Here is a 24,142-nt window from a genome sequence, read left to right as displayed (position 1 = left end):
GGGCCGGCACGCCACCCGGCGCACCGCGGCGCGGGGCCGGCATCGCAGGGCGTTGCGGCCCAGCCCACAGACAGCGCGCCCGCCTGGGCGCACACAACAACATACTTCGAGGCACTTTCCTATCATGACGTCCAGTACGACTCCCGTCCCACCGCTGCGGCCGTGGTCGGACACCTCGCCGTCGGCCATCGTCGCCGGCTTCGTCGCGATGATGACCGGCTACACCAGCTCGCTGGTGCTGATGTTCCAGGCCGGTCAGGCCGCGCACCTCTCGTCCGCGCAGATTTCGTCGTGGATCTGGGCGCTGTCGATCGGCATGGGCGTGACGACCATCGGGCTGTCGCTGCGCTATCGCACGCCGGTCGTCGTGGCCTGGTCGACGCCGGGCGCTGCGCTGCTCGTCACGTCGCTGCCCGGCGTGCCGTATGGCGAGGCCATTGGCGCGTTCATCGTGTGCAACGCGCTCATTGCACTGTGCGGCCTCACAGGCGGCTTCGAGACGATCATGCGGCGCGTGCCGCCCGCGCTCGCCTCCGCGCTGCTCGCGGGGATCCTGTTTCGCATCGGCCTGGAGATCTTCGTCGCCGCGCAGCACCAGACCGCGCTGGTGCTGTCCATGTTCTTCACCTATCTCGTGGTCAAGCGCTTCGCGTCGCGCTACGCGATCCTGCTCTCGCTCGTCGTCGGTACGGCAGTGGCGGGCAGTCTCGGCCTGCTCGATTTCAGTCACTTCGACATCGCCCTGGCGAAGCCCGTGTGGACCACGCCGTCGTTCTCGCTCTCGGCCACGATCAGCATCGCCATCCCGCTGTTCGTGGTCGCGATGGCCTCGCAGAACGTGCCGGGGCTGGCGGTGCTGCGCGCGGACGGCTACAGCGTGCCCGCCTCGCCGCTGATTTCCACCACGGGCATCACGTCGGTAGTGCTCGCGCCGTTCGGCTCGCACGGCATCCATCTCGCGGCGATCACCGCGGCCATCTGCACCGGCCGCGAAGCGCACGAAGACCCCGCCAAGCGTTACACGGCCGCCGTGTGGTCGGGCGTGTTCTATCTCGTGGCAGGCACGTTCGGCGCGACCATCGCGGCGCTCTTCGCGGCGTTTCCGAAGGCCCTCGTGGTGTCGATCGCCGCCCTGGCGCTGTTCGGCTCGATCATGAACGGCCTGGCCAATGCCATGCAGGACACCAGACAGCGCGAAGCGGCGCTCATCACGTTCATGGTGACGGCCTCGGGCCTCACGCTGCTGTCGATCGGCTCGGCGTTCTGGGGCCTGATCGCCGGTGTGCTGACGCTGGCGATCCTGCAATGGCGCCGCGCATGAGCGAGCGCGCGGGGCGCGGCCGGAAGTGTCTGAAGAAGGGGCAGCCGGCAGTGCTGCCGTCGGGCCGTGCGCCGGCGTGCGCTCGGCGCCGAAGTGATACCATTCGGCCCGCAACGTTTTCCGAAATCAACGCAAACGCAGGAGTAGTCTCACCATGGCAGTGATCGAACCGACCCCGGTCTTCAAGGACAACCTCGCCCGGATGGCGGCCATCGGCAGCAGCATCGACGGCATCGCGCGCATCGAGCTGCGCGACGGCTCGGGCGCTGTCGTGGGCACCATCGAGAACGCGCCGGGCAAGCAGGGTTCGCTCGCCGTCTACCACTACCTCAAGCAGGCCTTCGGCACACTTGACGCCAAGGCCGCCGAGCACGCACTCGCGGTCTTCGGCGAACACACGGCTGACGCGCGCAACCGGCCGGGCGCGCATCCGAACGTGGACCGCCTGCTCGAGATCGTCGGCGGCGGGGCCGCGCTCACCATCGACGAGATCGCCGCCTGAGGTTGCGCGACGCCGGTATCGCCGGTTCAGCGCCCGCCGCGCGCGAGTCGTGAGGGACTCGCCATGCGCAACGTCAGATCGTCAGCACCGGGCCGCCGTCGCCATTGGCCGAGCGAAGCTGCTTGACCCAGCGCTTGGCCGGCAGCCCCGTTGCGGCTTGCACGACATTCGCGCGCGCTTGCACGTCCTTCCATGCCACCGACAGCCGCGGGCCATTGAAGGCCAGCGCAATGACGTTGCCGTCGTGCACTTCGGGGAACTCGATCACACGATTGTCGAACGCCTGACGCAGACGGCGTATGTTCTTCGGATAGCTGTCGTGGTCGCCGAACAGGTTCATCGTGAGCATGCCCGGCTCGCGCAGCGTAGCGCGGCAGGCCTTGTAGAACGCCGGTGTGTCATGCACGGGACCGCGCGCCGTCGCGTCATACAAATCCACCTGCAGCACATCCACGCTGCCGTGATTGGCGGCGTCGGTGACGAAATCCCACGCGTCGGCCTCGATGACCTTCAAACGGCGCGAATCGTCGGGCAGGCCGAACATCGTGCGTGCGGCGACCACCACGGCCGGATTCAACTCGACGGCCGTCACCTGCGTGCGCTCGAACTGCCGATGCGAGAACTTGGTGATCGAGCCCGTGCCGAGCCCGAGCTGCACCACGTGCCTGGGCGCCTGCATGAACAGCAGCCACGCCATCATCTGTTGCGCGTATTCCAGCTCGATGCGATCGGGCCGGGACAGACGCATCGCCCCCTGCACCCATTCCGTGCCGAAATGCAGGTAACGCACGCCACCCAACTCGGAAAAAGTCACCGGCGCGAAACGCGGCGTGTAGCCGGGACGCGGCGCACGGGCGGCGCGCTCGTCGCTGACGAACGCTTCGGCTTCGATGGATTTGCGTTTGATGAGGGTCATGTGTCCTTCTGTAAAGCTCGGGAAATTCCGATGGGTCCGCATTGTACCGGGTTCGCGGGCGACGGCTGCCGCGAGTGTCACTCGCGTATCGGCTACCGCGATCGCGCTCGGGCGGCGACTTCAGGCCGATGGCGAGGTGCCGAGCCACTCGCGCAGCACGAGCCAGGCCTCGCGCTTGGTCGCATACGGCACGGTGTAGGCGGGACTGCTCGACGGCAGCAGGACGACGGGCAGCGTCAAGCCAGCCCGCGCCAACGCGCGCTGCCCGATGCGCGCCGCGGTGCCGCCGTTGAACGCGACCGCACGCAGTGCGGGCAGCGTGGCGATCAGGCCCGCCAGGTCGCTACCGGCGTGCAGACGAATGTTGCTGTCGAGGCTGCCTTCGCGCCGCGCTTCGGCCACGACGTCCCATAACCCCACGCGATGCGCGCGCAACGCCTCGAGCCGATGCGCATACGGCAACGTCGGCAGCGGTTCGTCGATCACCTCGCCCACCAGATGCCAGAAGCGGTTTTGCGGATGCGCGTAGTACTGCTGGTGCGCGAGCGACACCTCGCCGGGCAGGCTGCCGAGGATCAGCACGCGCGTGCGGTCGTCCACAACGGGCGGGAAGTTGCGCTTGAGATCACCCACGCCGGACGGCATCCCGGCGCCATCGGTGCCATCGGCACGAGTGGCACGAGGGGTACGAACGATATGGCGGGTCATGGATTTCGGCATGGCGGCAAACGATGGCGTGGCCGTCAGCCTTCGGCCCGCACGCGCTGCGCGGCCTGCAGGCGGCGCCAGAAGCGCGGCAGGAACGCCTCCGTGACGAGCAGCGGCGCACCGTGGCGCACGAACACCGAGCGCCGCGCCCACAGCCGCGCATGCGGATGCTCGCCGACGAGCGGGTCGCGCGCGTCGTGCCGCGCGCGGGCGTGCAGCAGATGCCGCGGCCCCAGCGGGCACGATACCAGCATCGAGCGCGACACCGTGGGATCGTGGTAGAGCAGATCCGCGAGCGGGCGCGTGCGCAGTCGGCGCATCGCCTGCCAGATCGAGCGGCTGTACGCGAGCGGCGTGACGCTATGAGCCGCGACAACCGGCTCGCCGTCGACCAGCAGAATGACGTCGCGGGCCCACATAGGGGTGCGCAGCGGCACGCCGATCGCGCGGCACTGGTCCGCATCGGCCGGCATGACGCGCTCGGCGACGACGCGCACGCTCACGCGCCCGAGCGCGGCCAGGTGACGCGTGAGCGCGCCGCCGCGCGTCAACCAGTCCTTGTGATGGCGCGAGAGCGCCGGTGACGGAACGGCCTGCCAGCGCCGCCCGCTTGCATCGAATCGGAAAGTCATGGCTCGGCATTATAAAGGCGTGGGGCCGCGGCCCGCCGGCCACGTCGCCGCACGGCAAAAAGCCCTCGCGCCATGACAGCGCGAGGGCTTGGGGCCGACCTCGTCCGTCGTTGCGACGGCGCCTCGGCGCGGGTCAGTGCGCCGCGAGCAGCAGCGCGTTGGTGCGCTTGACGAATGCCGCCGGGTCTTCCAGGCTGCCGCCTTCGGCGAGCAATGCCTGATCGAACAGCAGTTGCGTCCAGTCGGCGATATCGGCGCTCTGCGCGCTCAGGCGCTTGACCAGTGCGTGCTCCGGATTGATTTCGAGAATGGGCCGGAACTCGGGCATCTTCTGACCAGCGGCCTTCATCAGGCGCTGCAGCGTACCGCTCATGTCATTCTCGTCGGAGACGAGGCACGACGGCGAATCCGTCAGACGGAACGTCACGCGCACGTCCTTGGCCTTGTCCGCGAGCACCGCCTTCATCTTCTCGATGAGCGGCTTGAGCGCTTCGCTGGTCTTCTCCTGTGCCGCCTTTTCCTCGGCGTCTTCGAGCGCGCCCAGATCGAGGTCGCCGCGCGCCACGCTCACGAGCGGCTTGCCGTCGAAGTCGTGCAGATACGAGAGCATCCACTCGTCAACGCGATCGGTGAGCAGCAGCACTTCCACCCCCTTCTTGCGGAACACCTCGAGGTGCGGGCTGTGGCTCGCCGCCACCCAGCTCTCGGCGGTGACGTAGTAAATCTTGTCCTGGCCTTCCTTCATGCGGCCCACGTAGTCGGTGAGCGATACGCTCTGCTCGGCCGAATCCGTGTGCGTGCTCGCAAAGCGCAGCAGCCTGGCAATGCGCTCGCGGTTCGCGTAGTCCTCGCCGGTACCCTCCTTGAGCACCTGACCGAATGCCCCCCAGAACTGCGCGTACTTGTCTTTCTGGTTCTCCGCCAGATCCTCGAGCAGGCTCAGCACGCGCTTGGCGCAGCCCTCGCGAATGGCCTTCACGTCACGGCTTTCCTGCAGGATTTCGCGCGAGACGTTCAGCGGCAGATCGGCCGAATCCACGACCCCGCGCACGAAGCGCAGGTAGTTCGGCAGGAGCTGCTCGGCGTCGTCCATGATGAACACGCGCTTGACGTACAGCTTCAAGCCGCCACGCGAATTGCGGTCCCAAAGATCATAGGGCGCATGCGACGGCAGATACAGCAGTTGCGTATATTCGCTGCGGCCTTCGACCCGGTTGTGGGTCCACGCCAGCGGCGACTGCGTGTCGTGCGCGATGTGCTGGTAGAACTGCGTGTATTGCTCGTCGGTGATGTCGCTCTTGCTGCGCGTCCACAGGGCGCTGGCCTGGTTGACCGTCTCGTCGGCGTCGGCCGGCACCATCGCTTTTTTCTCCTCGTCCCAGCGCTCGCCGCGCATGACGATCGGCAGCGAGATGTGATCCGAGTACTTGCGGATGATCGACTGGAGACGCCACGACGACAGCAACTCGTCTTCGCCTTCGCGCAAATGCAGCGTGATCGCGGTGCCGCGCGCGGCGCGCTCGATCGTCTCGACCGAGAAGTCGCCCTCGCCCGTCGACGACCAGCGCACGCCCTGGTCGGCCGGCAGACCGGCGCGGCGCGACTCGACTGTCATGCGATCGGCGACGATGAAACCGGAGTAGAAGCCCACGCCGAACTGGCCGATGAGCGCGGCGTCCTTCTGCTGGTCGCCCGACAGGCGCGAGAAGAACTCCTTGGTGCCGGACTTGGCGATCGTGCCCAGATGCGCAATGGCTTCCTCGCGGCTCATGCCGATGCCGTTGTCTTCGATGGTGATGGTGCGCGCGTCCTTGTCGAACGACACGCGAATCTTGAGGTCCGGATCCTGCTCGTACAGCGCGGCGTCGTTGATGGCTTCGAAGCGCAGCTTGTCGGCGGCGTCCGAGGCGTTGGAGATCAGCTCGCGCAGGAAGATTTCCTTGTTGCTGTACAGCGAATGAATCATCAGTTGCAGAAGCTGCTTGACTTCCGCCTGAAAGCTCATGGTTTCTTGCGCCATGGTCGGGAACCCTCGTGAAACGGTGAGATGAATGGAAATTCGGCTCGGACCGCCGCCCCGGGTGCGCTTGCGCGCGCGCCGCCGGGCCGGCGATACAGCCCCGAACATAGGGACGGCCCGCCGGCATTTCAAGGCCGCCGCAAGGGTTATTTGCAGGCTCGGGGCGCGACAGGCGCTCGAGAAGCGCCCGGGAAGCACCGGCGAGGCGCCCGAGACGCGCCGGGAAGCCCCGATTCACGCAATGTGCGGGGTCGCGCGGGCCGCTCGACGCCGGCCGGCGGGCGTGGCTCAGGCTGCCAATTCCAGTTGCCGCGCCAGGAATGACAACATGGCGGGGTCGCTGGAGCATGCGATGTTCATGCGCATCCAGGTGCTCGGCGCCTGACGCGGCGAGAACAGCGCCCCGGGCGCGAACAGAAAGCCGGCTTCGTGGCCTGCGGCCGCCACGGCGCTCGTGTCCACGCCCGCGTCCACCCACAGGAACATGCCCCCGGTCGGGTCTCCGAACATGCGCAGGCCGATGCGCTCGAGTTGCCGGCGCGTGCCGTCGCGCACCTCGTCCAGGCGGCTGCGCAGACGCTCGACGTGGCGACGGTAGTGCCCCTCGGTCAACGCCTTGTAGACGATGCGCTCGTTGATCTCCGGCGTGGTCGAGCCCGACAGCATCTTGTGATCGACGAACGTCTTGGCGAGCTGCGGCGAGCACGCGACGAAGGCCACGCGCAGATTGGCGGCCAGCGTCTTGGAAAAGCTGCCCATGTAGATCACGCGCTTGAGCTGATCGAGGCTTGCCAGACGCGCGACTTGCTGATGCGGCGGACACAGGTCGCAATAGATGTCGTCCTCGAGCACCATGAAGTCGTACTGCTCGGCCAGGCGCAGAATCTGGAACGCGCGGGCCGGCGTGAGCGAGGTGTTGGTCGGATTGTGAAGAATGGAATTGATGATGAGCAGCTTGGGCCGATGCTGCTGCACCAGCCGCTCGAGCGCCTGCATGTCCATTCCTTCGGGCGTGTAGGGTACGCCGACGGTGTGCGCGCCCTGCGACGCGATACGGCCGAACATCACAAACCAGGCGGGGTCGCCCACGAGCACCGTGTCGCCCGCCCGCACGTAGAGCCGCAGCAGGAAGTCCACCGCCTGCGTGATGCCCGACGTGAGCACGATCTGCTCGGGGCGCGCCCCGATCTCGAGTTCCGCCAGTTGGGTCTGGAGTTGCACACGCAGCGGCAGGAAGCCGTTCGGATGACCGCTTTGCAGCAAATGCGCGCTCGACTGGCGGCTCATCGAACGCATGGCCGAAGTCATCATGTCGGCGTCAAGCCAGCTCGGCGGCAAGTAGCCCATGCCGGGACCGCGCTCGGGCGCCACCGAGTGCAGCATGCTGCGCACGAGCCATGCCACGTCGATCGGGCCCTGCGCCACCATCGGTGCGGCGGCGTTCTGCGGCGGCACCGCCGGCCGCTCGCGCACGTAGAACCCGGAGCCGCGCCGCGCCTCGAGATACCCCTGCGCCACGAGCCGCTCATACGCCTCGACCACCGAGAAACGCGAGACACGCTTGTCTTCCGCCAGCGAACGGATCGACGGCATGCGCATGCCCGGCAGGAACACCCGTTCCTCGATACGCAACGTGGCCCAGTGCACGAGCTGATCGACGAGCGTCATGCGAGCGGTGTCCAGCGCCGCGTTGTCCGCCAGCACGAGCGGCGAGATGCGATTGGGGGTGCGATCGGGGGTGCGATCGGAAGCGCCGTTGGAAGCGCCGTTGGAAGCGCCGTTGGAAGCGCCGTTGGAAGCGCGATCGGAAGCGCGACCCGAAGCGCGGCTGGTTGTCGTCATCGTCTTTCCACCTTGTTTCGGCTCGCCGGAGCGCCGTTCCGTGCGCGCGGTCGTGCCGGCGCCGGCATGGTGCATCCGCGCATCTGACCGGCGGCAGATCGGACAAGTGTCCGTCCGTCTTCGCCCTTGGGTCGCCACTCTACGCCACCCAAAATCCCTGTCAATCCCGAACTGTACCGAAAATGATCTTCACATCTGTATCGGTACTGTACCGGAGTTAACCGATAAAGTGTTCTCTCAACTGGAGACCGCCATGCGTGAAATCCGACTCTTCGAACTGGACCAGAGGCAGACCGTCCTCTGGCACAGCCCGGCCGGCGAACTGCCGCAAACGCTGCAGGTGCTGCAAGGCCTGCTGTGGCTCACCGTGGAGGGCGAGCACACCGATCACTGGCTGCGCGCGGGTGAAAGCTTCGAGATGCGCGCCGGGCAACGCATCTGGCTGGGCACCTGGGACGACGGCGCGCGGCTGCGCGTGAGCCAGCCGGCGAAGACGGTAATGACGTCGGCCGGTACGCGCGTCGTGCATACGGCGCGCGCCGGCTGGCGCCTCGTGTCGCGCGGCATGGCGGCGCGCGTGGCGAATCGGGCGGTGGCACGGCTCTCGCGCGGTTGATGGGATGACGGGCGCTGGCAGCCCGACGCCGCGGCGGCGATGTCCGCCGAAAGGCCGGTCCGCAAGGCGCGGCGAAGGGATGGCGGCAGACGCGGCGAGACGGGGTAAGCTATCGGTTTTTCCCGCGCGCAACGGCGCCGGCGGCCCGATCGCTCTGATCTCCCCGATCGCCCCGATCACCCCGACACTCCGGCGCCCCGGCAGCGCTCATCGTGCCCGTCAAGCCGGCGGCGCCGGCCGCTGCCCGTGCCGCAATACGCCCGCGCCATACGCCTTGCCGCCTTGGCCTCGAACGCTTCGCCTGAATGCTGATATGACCGCACCGCACGCCCTGAAACTGGACCATCTCGTCGTTGCCGCCCAAACGCTCGAAGCGGGCGAAGCGCACGTCATCGAGCAACTGGGCTTGACCGACGTCGTTCCGCAGCGCGGGGGCAAGCACGCCCGCATGGGCACGCACAACAGTCTGCTGGGGCTTTGGGGCGGGACGTACCTCGAGATCATCGCGATCGACCCGGACGCCCCGCCGCCCGAGCGCGCGCGCTGGTTCGGACTCGACGACCCAACCGTCAGAACGCGCCTCGAACGCGGCCCCTATCTCGCGCACTGGGTGGCGCGCGTGGAGCGTCCGCGCTCGCTGCCGCGCTGGCAGGCGCAATACCCGCAGCGGCTCGCGCCGGTGATCGCCATGCAGCGCGGCGCGCTGACGTGGCAGATCGGGGTGCCCGACGACGGCAGCCTGCCCTCGTGGCAAGGCGCCGGCCAGGGGCTGCTGCCGACATTGATCCAGTGGGATACGCCGCGGCATCCGAGCGATACGCTGCCCGACGCCGACTGCGCCATTACCGCCTTGCGGGGCTTCCATCCGCAGGCGGCAATCATCAACGAACAATTGCGCTGGCTCGGCGCGGATGCACTCGTGAGCGTCGAAGCGACGCTGGTCGAGCCTTCGCTCGTTGCCGAGATCGCAACCCCCGGTGGCCCGCGCACGTTGCGATAGCACCGCGGGGCCCGCAGCACCGAACGCCCGGCACAACACATGGCGGGCGGCAAAACCACGACAAACACGAGGCGACACCATGAATTCGCGCGAATCCCGGGGCATGCTGATCGGACTGATCGGCGTGCTCATCTTCAGTCTGACGCTGCCGATGACGCGCATCGTCGTGGCGGAGGTCAACCCGCTGCTCAACGGACTGGGGCGCGCACTCGTGGCCGCCGTGTTCGCCGGCGCGCTGCTGTGGTGGCGGCGCGAACCGTGGCCCACGCTGCCTCAGCTCAAGAGCCTGGCGATCACCTCGCTCGGCGTGATCGTGGCCTTCCCTGTCTTTTCGGCCTGGGCCATGAAGACGATTCCCGCCTCGCACGGCGCGCTGGTCAACGGCCTGCAACCGTTCTTCGTCGCCATCTATGCCTATTGGCTCGGCGGCGAGCGTCCGTCGCGCGGCTTCTGGGTGTGCGCGCTCGCGGGCAGTGCGCTGGTGATCGCCTTCGCGCTGCGCGCCGGCGGCGGCAGCCTGCACGCGGCCGACGGCCTGATGCTGCTCGCCGTGGTGGTGGGCGCGCTTGGCTACGCCGAAGGCGGCAAACTCGCCCGCGAGATGGGCGGCTGGCAAGTGATCTGCTGGGCGCTCGTCGTGTGCGCGCCGGTGCTGGCCCTTCCGGTGGGCTGGCTCGCGTGGCAGCAGCCGTGGCCGGTGAGCCCGCGGGCGTGGGGCGCGTTTGCCTACGTCACGCTGTTCTCGCAATTCATCGGCTTCTTCGCCTGGTACGCCGGACTGGCCATGGGCGGGATCGCGCGGGTCGGGCAGGTACAATTGCTGCAGATTTTCTTCACGATTGCGCTGTCCGCCCTCTTCTTCGGCGAGCAGGTCGATGCGGTGACGTGGCTGTTCGCCGCCGGCGTCGTCCTCACCATCGCACTCGGCAAGAACATGAAGATCGGCGCCTCGCGACTCACGGGCAAACCGGTCTGAAGTCGGCTCGCGGCGCATGCGATCACTGCGCCGCGGCACGACTGCCTCCGGCGTTGCGCCTGCCCCCACGCGCCCGGCAACGGCAACGTCAAACACTCGCGGCCCCCAGAAAGGCCGCTTTCTCGAAGCGAGACCATCATGCATGAATGGCAATATTCCGAACGTGCCCGCAAGCTGACCAGCTCGGCGATTCGCGAAATTCTCAAGGTCACCGAGCGTCCCGAGGTCATCTCGTTCGCCGGCGGCCTGCCCTCTCCCGCGACCTTCCCCGTCGAGCAGATGCGCGCGGCCGCCGAGCGCGTGCTGACCGACACGCCGCAGGCAGCCTTGCAGTACAGCGCAACCGAAGGCTTCGCGCCGCTGCGCGAATGGGTCGCCAGGCGCTACTCGCGCGACGGCCTCGCGCTCTCGCCCGATAACGTGCTGATCACCACCGGCTCGCAGCAGGGCCTCGATCTCATCGGCAAGATCTTCATCGACGAGGGCAGCCGCGTGCTCGTGGAAGCGCCGAGCTATCTCGGCGCGCTGCAATCGTTCTCGCTGTTCTCGCCGGTGTATGTGCCCGTGCCGACCGACGTTCACGGTCTGCTGCCCGACGCGCTCACGCCCGAACTGGTGAGCGGCGCGCGTTTCCTGTACGCCATGCCGAACTTCCAGAACCCGACCGGACGCCGTCTGCCGATGGCGCGCCGCGAGGCGCTCGCCGCACTCGCCAGGCGCGACGGGCTCGTGATCATCGAGGACGATCCGTATGGCGAACTCGACTACGAGGGGCAGCGCCTGCCGAGCATCATGTCGCTCGCGCCCGAGCGCGTGCTGTACATGGGATCGTTCTCCAAGGTGCTCGCGCCTGGCCTGCGGCTCGGGTTCATCATCGCGCCGCCGGCGGTCATCGCAAAGCTCGTGCAGGCCAAACAGGCCGCCGATCTGCATACGCCGAGCCTCACGCAGCGCATCGCCTACGAAGTGGTCAGGGACGGCTTCCTCGACACGCACATCCCGTCGATCCGCACGCTCTACGCCGCGCAGGCGCAGGCGATGCTCGCCGCGCTCGAGAAGCACATGCCGGCGGGCACCACGTGGACCACGCCGGCCGGCGGCATGTTCATCTGGTTGACATTGCCCGCGGGCATCGACACCATGCAGTTGCTGGAAAAAGCGATCGAGCAGAATGTGGCGTTCGTGCCCGGCGCGCCGTTCTACGTTGGCACGCCGCAAGCGAACACGTTGCGACTGTCCTTCGTCACGGTGCCGCCCGAGAAGATCGAGGCGGGCGTGGGCCGCCTCGGCGCCCTCGTCGCGCAGACGCTGGAGCGCCGCGCCGCGTGACGTGCGCACTCGCGCGAACCGTCAGCCCCTAAAACGCCGGGCCGGCGCGATCCAGCGCGATCCGGCGCTGATTCGGCGCTGATCCGGCGCTGATCCGGCGCTGATCTGGCGCTAATGGGGTGCCAACCCGGCGCCAATCCGTTGCCAGTTGCGCTCACGCGCGATCGCCCAGCCCTCTTCCGATACACTGATCGGTCCGATTCAACGCATCTGCAAGGAAGCCGTACATGTCCGTCTACGACAAACTGAAGCAACTGGGTATCGAACTGCCGAACGCCGGTGCCCCCGCCGCCGCATACGTGATGAGCGCGCAAACCGGCAATACCGTGTTCCTCTCGGGCCATCTGCCGAAGAAGGACGGCAAGGTCTGGACCGGCAAACTCGGCAAGGACGTGAGCGTGGAAGAAGGCAAGGCCGCCGCGCGCGCCGTCGCCATCGAGCTGATCGCCACCCTGCACGCGCACACGGGCGATCTGAACAGGATCAAGCGCATCGTGAAGCTGATGAGCCTGGTCAACTCGACGCAGGAGTTCACTGACCAGCATCTGGTCACCAACGGCGCCTCGGAGCTGTTCGCCGAAGTGTTCGGCGAGGCCGGCAAGCACGCGCGCTCCGCCTTCGGTGTGGCGCAGATTCCGCTGGGCGCATGCGTGGAAATCGAGCTGATCGCCGAGCTTGCCTGAGGCCGGCGCCACGACAGGCGTTCCACGATCGTCGGCGCGGCACGAATATGCGCGGCGCCCCACAGCACCCCACAGCACCCCATGGCGCCCGATGGCACGCGCAGCCGGCGACGGTGAAGACCTCGTCGAGCAGGTGCGGCGGTTCGTCGCCGGCAGAACTTCCGCGACTGTCGCGGCAAAGCCAGCAGCCTCCCCTGAACCGGGGAGGCTGTTTTTTTTGCGCTGACGTCGACCGGTAGCCCGCGCGAGGCGCATGGCGGCGGCATCGGATGATGTATTAGGGTGCCTGCGTACCCGGGCAGGCCCCGCTGCCCGTGCGGCCTGCCGGGCGTTGATATCAGACGGGCTTGCCGGTCCCGTAGGCACGCCGCATGGCCACGGCCACCGAGAGCGACAGCACGACGGCAACGCCCAGCAGCGCCACCACACCGTGCCAGCCGTGCGCCTTGAGCATCACGCCGGAATAGCTGCCGAGCAGGCTCGAGCCGAGGTAGTAGAAGAAGAGATACAGGGCCGAGGCGATTGCCCGCCCTTGCGTGGCGCGGCGGCCGACCCAGCTGCTGGCCACCGTGTGCGCACCGAAGAAGCCGAAGGTGAAGATCGCCAGACCGGTCACCACCCCGAGCACCTGCGAGGCGAGCATCGTGACGAGTCCCACGAGCGCCAGCGCCACCAGCACCCACAGCAGACGCGCGCGGCCGACGCGATCCGACAGCGGCCCCGCAATGAACGAGCCGATCACGCCAATGAGGTACATCGTGAAGATCGCCCCGATGGCCGCGTGAGGCAGATGAAACGGCGGCGCAGACAGATGGAAGCCCAGGTAGTTGTAGACGCTCACGAAGCTGCCCATCATCAACCCGGCGAAAAGATACAGCCCGAGCAGCGCGGGATCCGCGAGGTGGCGACGCGCGTGCCCCACCGCTTCGCGCACGGACATGTGGCGCGGCGTGAAGCGGCGCGAATGCGGCAGACTGCGAGCAAACTCCAGCCCCATCGCCAGACATACCAATCCGATCACGGCCACCGAGACGCGCCACGAGAACATGTCGGCGACGAACGCCGCGAGCACGCGTCCGGCCATCCCGCCGAGAATGTTGCCGCCAATGTAGAGGCCCATCGACATGCCGAGCGAGCCCTGGTCGATTTCCTCGCTGAGATACGCCATCGCAATGGCCGGCAGCCCGGACAGCGCAAGCCCTTTGAGCGCGCCGAGGACCACGAGCGTCTCGAAGTTCGTCGAGAACGCGCTCGCGAGCGTGAGCACCGACGAGCTGAGCAACGCAATGGTCATCATCCGCTTGCGGCTCACGCGGTCCGCGGCCACGCATGTCACGAGCAGGCCCAGCGCCATCATCATCGTGGCCGCCGACACCGACCAACTCGCCCGGGCGGGCGTAATGCCGAACGTCACCGTCAGCAGCGGCAGCAAAGACTGCATGCAGTACAACTGCGCGAACGTGGAGAAACCACCGAAGAAGAGCGCGCGGCTGATCACCACGTACTCGCGTGTGCCGCGCGCGACGCCGGCCGGTAGCCCGGGCGCGGAATGACTGCCGGCGGCGGAATTGCCGGCGCTAAGCGAAAGAGAATTCGTTGACGCCATGTTGCTGGCCCGCCTGACGGGCCGTAGGAAGGGATACCACGGATGATAGGTTTGCCGTTACCTCGCGTCCAATATATATTCAAGCGATCTTTTCATATAAAAAACAGATCAATTGAATCTCGAACCATGGAACTGCGCCATCTCCGTTACTTCGTCACGGTGGCCGAAGAGCTTCACTTCAGCCGCGCAGCGCAAAAGCTCAATATCGGGCAACCGCCGTTGTCGATGCAGATCCGCGCGCTCGAGGAGGAACTCGGCGTAGCGCTGTTCGAGCGCTCGCAGCGGCGGGTCTTCCTGACGACGGCGGGACGCGCGTTTCTCGCCCGGGCGCGCCAGATCCTGGCCGACGCCGAGGCCGCGCGTCAGGAGGTGCAGCAGATCGCCGGGGTCAACGCCGGCGAATTGCGCATCGCCTTCACGACGTCAGCGCCCATGACCAATCTCATGAAACGCGTGCTCACGAGCTATCGTCAACGCTACCCGCGCGTCACGCTCATGCTCAGCGAATCGCCGTCGGAGCGCCAGCGCGAGGCGCTGATCGCACGCACGCTCGACATCGGCCTGTTGCGCCAGGCCGACGACGCCGCCCCTGTACCGGGACTGACGTTCGAGACGTTGATGGACGAGGCGCTCGTCGTGGTACTGCATCAGGGCCATGGGCTGGCGCGGCGCGCGAGCGTGTCGATTGCCGATCTTGCCGGCGAGGCGTTCATCATGCATCCGCCCGACGTCGGTACGGCCGTGGACGGGAAGATTCGGAAAATGTGCGCACGCGCGGGTTTCACGCCGCGTGTGGTGCAGGAGGCACGCGAATCGACGACGATCGTCGCGCTCGCGGCAAGTGGTCTCGGCGTGGCGATCCTGCCAGCGGCGGTGCGCTGCATCCAGATCGAGGGCGCCCGCTTCATGGACATCGTCGAGCGCGACGCCCACACCCCGCTGCTGCTGGCCAAGCGTCGCGACGACAATGGCCCGCTCGTGCAGGCGTTCGTCGCGATGTGTCACGAAGTCGCGGGCCAGCGTCAGGAAACGCCCTCGCCCGAAGGCTGACGTCGCCGCGTGCCGGCCCGGGCCCGGCCCTCCCTCGCGCCCCCTCGCCTCCCTCGCCCCTCGTCAACTGCGCAACGAAGCCGCCAGGCCGATGACGACCACGCCAAGCACGAGATTGAGAATCACGAGCCGGCGAATGCCGTTGACGGCTGCCGCGCCGTCCGGCCACGATTGCGCTTGCACCGCGCGTTGCAGGCGGGGGAACAGCGCAAAGCGGATGTGACCGAAAACCAGCATCATCACCACCCCGACGCCGGCCATGGCGTGCACGGGCCAGCGCGCGTGCGCGCCGCCCATCGCCATCATCATGTGGCCGCCCGAGAGCAGAATGACCACGATGGCGACACCGACCCACGTAAAAAAGCGCGTGAAAGCGGCCTCCCACAGCGGCAAACGCTGCTGCGGCGAGAGTTCGGAGGAGGCGGGCCGCAGGCACGCCAGCGCGAAGAACATCCCGCCGATCCAGACGGCCACGCTCACCAGATGCAGGAACAGGCTCAGGACATAAACGCTCATGCGTGACTCCCGTCAGGATGCCGACGGCGCGGCCGGCAGCACCGGCTCGAGCGAGCGCGGCTTGAAGGTCGTGAACTTGACGGCAGGCGCACGGCCCTTGCGGGCGCGCTTGCCGATGTTCGGCGCGAGCGCATCGCCCGAGAGCGTCTCCGACTGAATCTTGCCGCCGCGCACCTCACCGTACACCGTCACCCCGGCTTCGCTGATCGGCACCGCCGACACGAGCGTCTGCTTGCCCTCGAGCCCGATCAGCGTCACACCACGGCCGCCGCCGGTAAGCGACTTCATTTCGTCCATGCCGAAAACGAGCAGCCGGCCGTCGCTCGACAGACACGCCACCGCGCTCGCCCCCGGCCAGATCGGCGTCGGCGTGAGCGGCTCGGCGCCCTCGTCGATGGTCATGAACGACTTGCCGGCCTTCACGCGACTCACCATGTCGCCAAGCTTCGTGGTGAAGCCAAAGCCGTTCGACGTGGCGAGCAACAGTCCCTGCTCGCTCGACGCCGCGTAGTAATGCAGCAGACGCGAGCCCGACTCCAGTTCGATGAGCGACGTGAGCGGCACGCCGTCGCCGCGCCCGCCGGGCAACAGCGCCACGGCCACCGAATACACGCGGCCGTTGCTGCCCCAGGCAATGAGCGGATCGACGGTGCGGCACTCGAACGCGCCGTACAGCGAGTCGCCCTGCTTGAACGAGAAACCCTGCGCGTCGAGACCATGGCCCTTGAGCGCCCGCACCCAGCCTTTCGCGGATACGACCACCGTCACCGGCTCGTCGAGGACCTTCGCCTCGGCCACGGCGCGCTTCTCTTCCTGGATCAGCGTGCGGCGCTCGTCGCCAAATTGCTTCGCGTCGGCTTCGATTTCCTTGATGATCAGGCGCTTCATCGCGCTGTCGTTGGCGAGCAGGTCTTCGAGCTTCGCCTTCTCGTCGCGCAACGCGGCGAGTTCCTGCTCGATCTTGATGGCTTCCAGACGCGCGAGCTGGCGCAGCCGGATTTCGAGAATATCGTCCGCCTGACGCTCGCTCAGGTTGAACGAGCTCATCAATGCGGCCTTCGGCTCGTCGGATTCGCGGATGATGCGAATCACTTCGTCGATATTCAGGAAGACGATCATCCGACCTTCGAGAATATGGATGCGATCGTCGACCTTGCCCAGACGATGCCGGGAGCGGCGCGTGACTGTCTCGAAGCGGAACCCGATCCACTCGGTGATGATCTCGCGCAACGACTTCTGGCCGGGACGGCCATCTGCGCCGACCATCACCAGGTTCACCGACGTGCTCGACTCCAGGCTCGTGTGCGCGAGCAGCATGGTGATGAATTCCTGCTGGTCGATGCGGCTCGACTTGGGCTCGAACACCAGACGCACCGGCGCGTCCTTGCCCGATTCGTCGCGCACCGCGTCGAGCATGGCCAGCACCGACTGCTTGAGGTTCTGCTGCTCGGGCGTCAGCGACTTCTTGCCGAGCTTGACCTTCGGGTTGGTGATTTCCTCGATCTCCTCGAGCACCTTCTGGCCCGAGGTGTTCGGCGGCAACTCGTACACCACGGCCTGCCACTGGCCGCGCGCCATCTCCTCGATCTTCCAGCGCGCGCGCACCTTCAGGCTGCCGCGACCGGACTCATATGCGGCGCGAATCTCCGCAGCGCTCGAGATCAGTTGGCCACCGCCCGGGAAATCGGGTCCGTGCACGTGCGTCATCAGCTCGGCGTCGTCGAGCTTCGGATTGCGAATCAGGGCCACGGCCGCCGAAGCGACCTCGCGCAGATTGTGCGACGGGATTTCCGTCGCCAGCCCCACGGCAATGCCCGACGCACCGTTGAGCAGCACGAACGGCAGCCGGGCCGGCAGCAGGCGCGGCTCTTCGGTCGAGCCGTCGTAGTTCGGCACGAAGTCCACCGTACCGGCATCGATTTCATCGAGCAGCAGCCTCGCGATAGGCGTGAGGCGCGCTTCCGTGTAACGCATGGCCGCCGCGCCGTCGCCATCGCGCGAGCCGAAGTTGCCCTGGCCGTCGATGAGCGGATAGCGCATGGAGAAGTCCTGCGCGAGGCGCACCAGTGCGTCATACGCGGACTGGTCGCCGTGCGGGTGGAACTTGCCGAGCACGTCGCCGACCACGCGCGCCGACTTCACCGGCTTGGCGTCGGCTCCAAGGCCCATTTCGTTCATCGCGAACAGAATGCGGCGCTGCACCGGCTTCTGGCCGTCGCAGACGTCCGGCAAGGCGCGGCCCTTGACTACGCTGATGGCATAGTCCAAATAAGCACGCTCGGCATACGCGCCGAGCGTCAGCGTGTCGTCATCCGACGGTTGCGTAAAGAGATCTTCTACTTGTTCCATAAAACCTGTGGGTCTGCTGCGAACGTTTGACGAATGTTCGGTGGGACGTCGACCGCGAGATCATACCAAGCCCGCTGGTGCAAAACGGCAAAAACGCGTCCAGGCGGCGAAGCGGGGAGGCTGATTTCGGAGTCACGGAAGCGGAAATTGCCGGGATTCCGCCGGGCGTCACGGAAAAATCCCCGAATCCGGGCCGCATCCGGGCCCCGGCAGCCGCCGTTGCCGGCCTCAGTCGGCTGGCGGGGCGGAGGACAGCCCTTGCGCGGGGGCCAGGTCGCGAGCCGACGCGTTCGGCATGGTAGCAGGCACGACCGGCAGGCCGGACGGCGCTCCCAGGATGACGTGCACGCGACCGTGCGAGCCGCTCACGCGCGCATTGCCGATCTGCCCGGCGCCGCCCGTGGCGCGCAGCGTCCTGCCGCCGGCCACGGCGTCGGGCGCATCGGGATTGAAGCGCCGATAGAGTTCGAGCACGGCGGCCACGTAGTCGCGCGTTTCCGCATGGGGCGGGATCTGATCGGCGTGGCGCGCCACCGCGCCCTCCCCCGCGTTGTACGACGCGAGCACGAGTTCGAGCCGGTCGGGATATCGGGCCTGGAGGTCCCTCAGGTAACGGGCGCCGGTCAGCACGTTGGTGCGTGGGTCGGTGAGCTTGTCGGCGACCGAGCGTTTCGCGTCGGCGCGCAGGCCGTAGCGCTCGCCCGTGGCCGGCAGCACCTGCATCAGCCCGACGGCCCCCTTGGGCGAGACCGCGTCGCTGTCGAACCCCGATTCCGCGGCAATCACCGCCTTGAGCAGCGCGGCGTCGACGTGAAAGCGCTGCGCGGCCTGCGTGATGACGGGCGCGAGCTTGCGCAGATTCGGATGACGTGCGAGGGCGTCATAGAGGCGCGAGCGGTCGGCACCGCTCACCACGCCGCCTTGCGCGGCGCGCGGATCGACGCTGCTGCCGCTCACCACGAGCCGATAGCGCGCGTCGAGCCGGCGCGCGGCGAGATGAGCGACGCCGTTCTCGTCGACGTAGCCGTAGAGTTCCGCAAGCGCGGGCGGCGGCGCGACAAGCAGTGCGGCTGCCAGCGCGGCCCCTGCGAATCGCGCTACGAGCGGCAGGGAAAACGTTCGGTGGACGGCCCTCTCGCCATCCGCCGTCGAGTCGTCGTTACTGTTGGCCTTTGACATGCACCTTGATCGTCTGGCTCATGGCCGGACCGTAGGACTGGTGCGCACCGTTGGCGAACTGCATCGTCAACGTGTGATCGCCCGGCGTCAGGTTGACGCTCGTCTCGGTCTGGCCTTTGCCGAAGTGCAGGTGGGTGTCGTCGGTCGGCACCACCTGACCCGCGGGAATCGGATCGCCGTCGATGATCAGATGGTGATGACCGGTATTGGACGCCATGTCGCCCGCCGGCTTGATCGCCATGCCCTCGACGCCGAACTTGACCACTACCGGGTTCGTCACCGTCGCGCCATCGGTCGGCGAGACGAAGAAGACGCGCGGCTGGGCCGACTGCGCCAGGGCGGAAGTGCTGGCGCCCGCCAGCAGCAACGGCACGAAAATGCAACGCATAGAACGCAACATAACGCGACTCCCGGTAGGGTGAAGGTTGGATTATCCCACTATGTGGGCGCTCACGCTGATCTGGCGCAGTGTGAGGCGCCCGCCGTTACCACCATGTCAGGCTAGCGCCCGGACATCGGTTCGAACCTCCGCACGAGAACATCGTGCGAGAACATCGTGCGAGAACGTCGTGCGAGAACGTCGTGCAAATGGCGAGGCCAATGCCGAGGCGAATGTCGCCATCGACGTCGACACGCGGACATCGACTCAGATGTCGGCTTCGACCTCATTGCCCTTGGCCTCGAGCCAACTGCGCCGCTGCGCCGCCTCGCCCTTGCCCATGAGCATGTTCATGCGCGCCACCGTGGCGTCGAAATCGAGGCCGCCCAGCGCCACCGGGCTCAGGCGACGCGTATCCGGGTTCATCGTGGTTTCCCACAACTGCTCGGCGCTCATTTCGCCCAACCCCTTGAAGCGGCTGATCGACCATGCCGTCTCGCGCACGCCGTCCTTTCGCAGCTTGTCGAGAATGGCCTCGAGTTCGCCTTCGTCGAGCGCGTAGAGCTTTTGCGCCGGCTTCTTGCCGCGTGCCGGGGCGTCCACGCGAAACAGCGGTGGACGCGCGACGAACACGTGGCCCTTCGCAATCAGCTGCGGGAAGTGCCGGAAGAAGAGCGTGAGCAGCAATACCTGGATGTGCGAACCGTCGACGTCGGCATCCGAGAGGATGCAGATCTTGCCGTAGCGCAGATTCGACAGGTCCGGCGTGTCGTTCGGGCCGTGCGGATCGACGCCGATCGCCACCGCGATGTCATGCACTTCGTTGTTGGCGAAGAGGCGATCACGCTCGGTCTCCCATGTGTTGAGCACCTTGCCGCGCAACGGCAGGATCGCCTGGAACTCCTTGTCGCGCCCCATCTTCGCCGAGCCGCCGGCCGAGTCGCCCTCGACCAGGAACAGTTCGTTGCGCGCGATGTCCTCGGTCTCGCAATCGGTCAGTTTGCCGGGCAGCACGGCCACGCCCGAGCTCTTCTTCTTCTCGATCTTCTGGCCGGCACGCGTGCGCGCCTGCGCCTGACGAATCACGAGCTCGGCGAGCTTCTTGCCGTGTTCGACGTGATGGTTGAGCCACAATTCGAGCGCCGGACGCGTGAAAGACGACACGAGGCGCACCGCGTCGCGGCTGTTCAGCCGCTCCTTGATCTGGCCCTGAAACTGCGGATCGAGCACCTTCGCGGAGAGCACGAAAGACACGCGCGAGAAGACGTCTTCCGGCAGCAGTTTCACGCCCTTGGGCTGCAGGTTGTGCAACTCGATGAAGCCGCGCACCGCCTGGAACAGGCCTTCGCGCAGGCCCGATTCGTGCGTGCCGCCGGCCGGCGTCGGGATCAGGTTGACGTAGGACTCGCGCACCTGCGCGCCATCTTCCGTCCAGGCGACGACCCAGGCCGCGCCCTCGCCCTCGGCGAAGCTGTCTTCGTTGCCGTCGGCGAAGCGCTCGCCCTCGAACAGCGGAATGAGCGGCTCGGCGCCCCCCAGCGCTTCCACGAGATAGCCGCGCAGGCCCTGCTCGTAGAACCACGATTGCTCTTCGCCGTTCTTCTCCTGACGCAGCGTGACGCGCACGCCCGGCAACAGCACGGCCTTCGAGCGCAGCAGTCGCTGGAGCTCACCGAGCGGCAGCGTGGGGCTGTCGAAGTACTTTGCGTCGGGCCAGACGGTCACACGCGTGCCGCTCTTCTTCTCGCCGCGTTGCGCGGGGCGCGAATGCAGCGCCACGCTGACGTTGCCGCCATCGGCGAATTCGAGTTCGGAGACCTGAGCGTCGCGCCAGACGGTCACGGCAAGGCGCGTGGCCAGCGCGTTGGTGACCGACACGCCTACGCCGTGCAAGCCGCCGGAGAAGGTGTAGGCGCCGCCAGCGGCCTTGTCGAACTTGCCGCCCGCATGCAGCCGCGTGAACACGATCTCCACGACCGGCACGCCTTCCTCGGGATGGATGCCGACGGGAATGCCGCGACCGTCATCCTCGACACTGACCGAGCCGTCCTTGTTGAGGGTGACGAGAATCTGCTTGCCGTAACCGCCCAGCGCTTCGTCCGAAGCGTTGTCGATGACTTCCTGAATGATATGCAGCGGATTTTCCGTGCGGGTGTACATGCCCGGGCGCTGCTTGACCGGCTCGAGGCCCTTCAGGACCTTGATGGAAGCTTCACTGTATTGGGCGGGCGTGTTTTTTTTCGACATAGCGTGACTGAATTGGGGTGCAGCGCCCGTCGATTATCCACAAATCCTGTGGACAACCACGGGGAAAACCCATTAACACATGACAAAAGTGACGCCGGATCAACGACTTGCATTTCGGCGCCCACAGAATGAGCACGCCGAGTGCGCCTGGCACCGGCTCGGGTGGCCCGGGTGCGGGGCCGCCCGATGAATCGCGGCCTATTGTACTGTCACTCGACAAGCGCATCGCGCGACGTGGCCGACAGCCGAACGCGACGCGCCCCGGATACCCCGGCCGTCCGCCGTGCGCCGCTCGCCAGATGACGCGCATGGCGCAGGCGTGTTACGCGCTCTCGCCGCGCTGCTTGGCCTCGAGCACTTCCCAGCGTTCGAGCGCTTCGAGCAATTCCAGTTCAATGGCCTCGAAACGTTCGGACAATGCCGCCCCCGCTGCCGGATCTTTCACAAAGATGGCGCCATCCTCGAGCTTGGCCGCGGCGTCTTTCTGCTCCGCTTCGAGGGCCGCGATATGCTCGGGCAGGCCGTCGAGTTCGCGTTGCTCCTTGTAGCTGAGCTTGACCGTGCGGTTGGCGCTGCGCCTGGGCGCGCTCGGGACGTCCTTGGCCGCGTCCTCGGCCGGCGCGCGCTGCGCGGCCAGCGCCTGGGCGCGCTCGCGTTGCACCTGCCAATCGGTAAAACCGCCCACGTACTCGCGCCAGTTGCCGTCGCCCTCGGCCGCGATGACGGACGTCACGACGTTATCGAGGAACGTGCGGTCGTGGCTCACCAGGAACACCGTGCCGCCGTACTCTTCGAGCAGTTCTTCGAGCAGTTCCAGCGTTGGGATGTCGAGGTCGTTGGTGGGCTCGTCGAGCACCAGCACATTGGCCGGACGCGCAAACAGGCGTGCGAGCAGCAGGCGATTGCGCTCCCCGCCGGAGAGCGACTTCACCGGCGAGCGCGCGCGCTCCGGCGAGAACAGGAAGTCGCCCAGATAGCTCATCACGTGCTTGCGCGCGCCGTTGATCTCGATCCAGTCGCTGCCCGGGCTGATGGTGTCGAGCAGGCTCTTCTCGGGATCGAGCTGCGCGCGCATCTGGTCGAAGTACGCCACCTGCAGGTTCGTGCCGACGCGGATCTGGCCGCTGTCAGGGGCGATCTCGCCGAGGATGAGCTTGAGCAGCGTCGTCTTGCCCACGCCGTTCGGGCCGACGAGGCCGACCTTGTCGCCGCGCATGAGCGTTGCGGAAAAGTCGCGCACGACGACGCGCGCGTCATAGGCCTTCGTCACGTTGGTGAGTTCGGCGACGATCTTGCCGGACTTCTCCGCCTGCGCCACATCCATGCGCACGTTGCCCTGGATTTCGCGGCGCTCGGCACGCTCGCTGCGCATCGCCTTGAGGCGCTCGATGCGCGACACGCTGCGCGTGCGGCGCGCCTCGACGCCCTTGCGGATCCACACCTCTTCCTGCGCGAGCAGCTTGTCGAATTTCTCGTTCTCCACGCGCTCGACTTCGAGTTGCGCAGCCTTGCGCTCCTGGTACTGCGTGAAGTTGCCCGGATAGGAGAGCAGACGTCCGCGATCGAGCTCGACGATGCGAGTGGCCACGCGATCGAGGAAACTGCGGTCGTGCGTGATGAACAGCAGCGCGCCGCGAAAGCCGATCAGCAGTTCCTCGAGCCAGCGAATGGCGTCGAAGTCGAGGTGGTTGGTCGGCTCGTCGAGCAACAGCACGTCCGGACGCGCCACCCAGGCCTGCGCGAGCGAGACGCGCTTTTGCATCCCGCCGGACAGGTCGCCCACGCGTGCATGGGCATCGAGGCCCAGTTGCGCGATGGTCGTCTCCACGCGTGTTTTCAGCTGCCACGCGTCGGCGGCATCGAGCGACGACTGCAACGCGTTCAGACGGGCGAGCAGCGCGTCGTGCTCCGCGCCCTCGGGCGCCTCGGCCAGCGCGCTCGCGGTGCTGTCGTAGTCGGAGAGCAGTTCATGCCATTCGCCCAGGCCGAGCGAGACGACGTCGAACACGCGCTTCTCGCCGTCGAATTCGGGCTCCTGCGGCACGTAGACGGTGTGCAGGCCGGCCTGGCGCGCGACGAGGCCGTCATCCGGCGCGGTGAGTCCCGCCACGATCTTGAGCAGCGACGACTTGCCGGCGCCGTTGCGCCCGATCAGTCCGACGCGCTCGCCGGCTTCGAGCGAAAAATCGGCATTGTCGAGCAATGCCACGTGACCGAACGCCAGTTGGGCGCCCGTGATGGAATACAAGGCCATGTGTCGGGAAACGCGAG

General features: G+C 67.0%; 20 protein-coding genes. 8 read left to right on the top strand and 12 right to left on the bottom strand.

The annotated features are described in order from the left end of the window. Positions 1-124 precede the first annotated feature (124 nt). The gene (locus tag PNO31109_RS07515) at positions 125-1,321 is read left to right on the top strand and encodes a benzoate/H(+) symporter BenE family transporter (RefSeq protein ID WP_150554982.1); all 1,197 of its coding nucleotides are present in this window, start codon (positions 125-127) and stop codon (positions 1,319-1,321) included. Between the two features lie 160 nt (positions 1,322-1,481). Then, a complete protein-coding gene (locus PNO31109_RS07510; RefSeq protein ID WP_150555146.1) occupies positions 1,482-1,823 on the top strand; it encodes a DUF2322 family protein in 342 nt (113 codons plus the stop codon). Between the two features lie 73 nt (positions 1,824-1,896). Here the strand turns inward: PNO31109_RS07510 and PNO31109_RS07505 are convergent, their stop codons facing one another. From PNO31109_RS07505 to PNO31109_RS07485, 5 genes are all read right to left on the bottom strand, one after another. Further along, a complete protein-coding gene (locus PNO31109_RS07505) occupies positions 1,897-2,739 on the bottom strand; it encodes a class I SAM-dependent methyltransferase (RefSeq protein WP_150554981.1) in 843 nt (280 codons plus the stop codon). Between the two features lie 120 nt (positions 2,740-2,859). Next, positions 2,860-3,384, bottom strand: a complete 525-nt coding sequence (locus tag PNO31109_RS07500) for a DNA-deoxyinosine glycosylase (protein WP_150555145.1) — start codon at positions 3,382-3,384, stop codon at positions 2,860-2,862. Between the two features lie 98 nt (positions 3,385-3,482). Beyond that, complete coding sequence (locus tag PNO31109_RS07495) at positions 3,483-4,079, bottom strand: chorismate--pyruvate lyase family protein (protein ID WP_150554980.1); 597 nt, start codon at positions 4,077-4,079, stop codon at positions 3,483-3,485. Positions 4,080-4,212: 133 nt separating this feature from the next. Beyond that, positions 4,213-6,099, bottom strand: coding sequence for a molecular chaperone HtpG (gene htpG, locus PNO31109_RS07490; RefSeq protein WP_150554979.1), 1,887 nt, complete (start codon positions 6,097-6,099; stop codon positions 4,213-4,215). 288 nt (positions 6,100-6,387) lie between these two features. Then, the gene (locus PNO31109_RS07485; protein WP_150554978.1) at positions 6,388-7,767 is read right to left on the bottom strand and encodes an aminotransferase-like domain-containing protein; all 1,380 of its coding nucleotides are present in this window, start codon (positions 7,765-7,767) and stop codon (positions 6,388-6,390) included. Positions 7,768-8,194: 427 nt separating this feature from the next. Between PNO31109_RS07485 and PNO31109_RS21890 the strand changes: the two genes are divergently transcribed. The 5 genes from PNO31109_RS21890 (at position 8,195) to PNO31109_RS07460 (ending at position 12,545) form a co-directional block, all read left to right on the top strand. Continuing rightward, a complete protein-coding gene (locus tag PNO31109_RS21890; protein WP_174966317.1) occupies positions 8,195-8,557 on the top strand; it encodes a DUF2917 domain-containing protein in 363 nt (120 codons plus the stop codon). 313 nt (positions 8,558-8,870) lie between these two features. Further along, entirely contained in the window at positions 8,871-9,557 is a 687-nt protein-coding gene (locus PNO31109_RS07475; protein WP_150554976.1) for a VOC family protein, read from the top strand. Between the two features lie 79 nt (positions 9,558-9,636). Continuing rightward, positions 9,637-10,533 carry a DMT family transporter gene (locus PNO31109_RS07470; RefSeq protein ID WP_150554975.1) on the top strand — a complete coding sequence of 299 codons (897 nt, stop codon included), beginning with the start codon at positions 9,637-9,639 and terminating at the stop codon, positions 10,531-10,533. Positions 10,534-10,671: 138 nt separating this feature from the next. Beyond that, positions 10,672-11,862 (top strand): aminotransferase-like domain-containing protein, encoded by a 1,191-nt coding sequence (locus PNO31109_RS07465; protein WP_150554974.1) that lies wholly within the window; start codon positions 10,672-10,674, stop codon positions 11,860-11,862. Positions 11,863-12,089: 227 nt separating this feature from the next. Then, positions 12,090-12,545, top strand: a complete 456-nt coding sequence (locus PNO31109_RS07460; protein ID WP_150554973.1) for a RidA family protein — start codon at positions 12,090-12,092, stop codon at positions 12,543-12,545. Between the two features lie 337 nt (positions 12,546-12,882). Here PNO31109_RS07460 and PNO31109_RS07455 read toward each other — a convergent pair whose 3' ends face one another. Further along, positions 12,883-14,151, bottom strand: a complete 1,269-nt coding sequence (locus PNO31109_RS07455; RefSeq protein ID WP_150554972.1) for an MFS transporter — start codon at positions 14,149-14,151, stop codon at positions 12,883-12,885. Positions 14,152-14,277: 126 nt separating this feature from the next. Here PNO31109_RS07455 and PNO31109_RS07450 point away from each other — a divergent pair, with 126 nt between their 5' ends. After that, complete coding sequence (locus PNO31109_RS07450; protein ID WP_150554971.1) at positions 14,278-15,201, top strand: LysR substrate-binding domain-containing protein; 924 nt, start codon at positions 14,278-14,280, stop codon at positions 15,199-15,201. A 63-nt stretch (positions 15,202-15,264) separates the two neighbouring features. On the opposite strand, the gene PNO31109_RS07445 is transcribed toward PNO31109_RS07450, so the two are convergent. The 6 genes from PNO31109_RS07445 to PNO31109_RS07420 all read right to left on the bottom strand — a co-directional run bounded on the left by PNO31109_RS07445 (position 15,265) and on the right by PNO31109_RS07420 (position 24,125). Further along, positions 15,265-15,717: a CopD family protein gene (locus PNO31109_RS07445; protein WP_150554970.1), complete on the bottom strand. Its 453-nt coding sequence runs from the start codon at positions 15,715-15,717 to the stop codon at positions 15,265-15,267. A gap of 12 nt (positions 15,718-15,729) precedes the next feature. Beyond that, complete coding sequence (parC, locus tag PNO31109_RS07440) at positions 15,730-18,066, bottom strand: DNA topoisomerase IV subunit A (RefSeq protein ID WP_150554969.1); 2,337 nt, start codon at positions 18,064-18,066, stop codon at positions 15,730-15,732. Positions 18,067-18,294: 228 nt separating this feature from the next. After that, the gene (locus PNO31109_RS07435) at positions 18,295-19,176 is read right to left on the bottom strand and encodes a lytic transglycosylase domain-containing protein (protein WP_370749968.1); all 882 of its coding nucleotides are present in this window, start codon (positions 19,174-19,176) and stop codon (positions 18,295-18,297) included. Between the two features lie 49 nt (positions 19,177-19,225). Next, complete coding sequence (locus tag PNO31109_RS07430; protein WP_206111163.1) at positions 19,226-19,645, bottom strand: DUF4399 domain-containing protein; 420 nt, start codon at positions 19,643-19,645, stop codon at positions 19,226-19,228. Between the two features lie 246 nt (positions 19,646-19,891). Next, positions 19,892-21,871, bottom strand: a complete 1,980-nt coding sequence (locus PNO31109_RS07425) for a DNA topoisomerase IV subunit B (protein WP_150554967.1) — start codon at positions 21,869-21,871, stop codon at positions 19,892-19,894. A 322-nt stretch (positions 21,872-22,193) separates the two neighbouring features. Beyond that, entirely contained in the window at positions 22,194-24,125 is a 1,932-nt protein-coding gene (locus PNO31109_RS07420) for an ATP-binding cassette domain-containing protein (RefSeq protein ID WP_150554966.1), read from the bottom strand. Positions 24,126-24,142 lie beyond the last annotated feature (17 nt).

It is taken from the genome of Pandoraea nosoerga (genome assembly GCF_902459585.1).
Classification (GTDB): Bacteria; Pseudomonadota; Gammaproteobacteria; order Burkholderiales; family Burkholderiaceae; genus Pandoraea; species Pandoraea nosoerga.
Note: the sequence above shows the minus strand (reverse complement) of the source record. Positions and strands in the feature narration are given on the sequence as shown.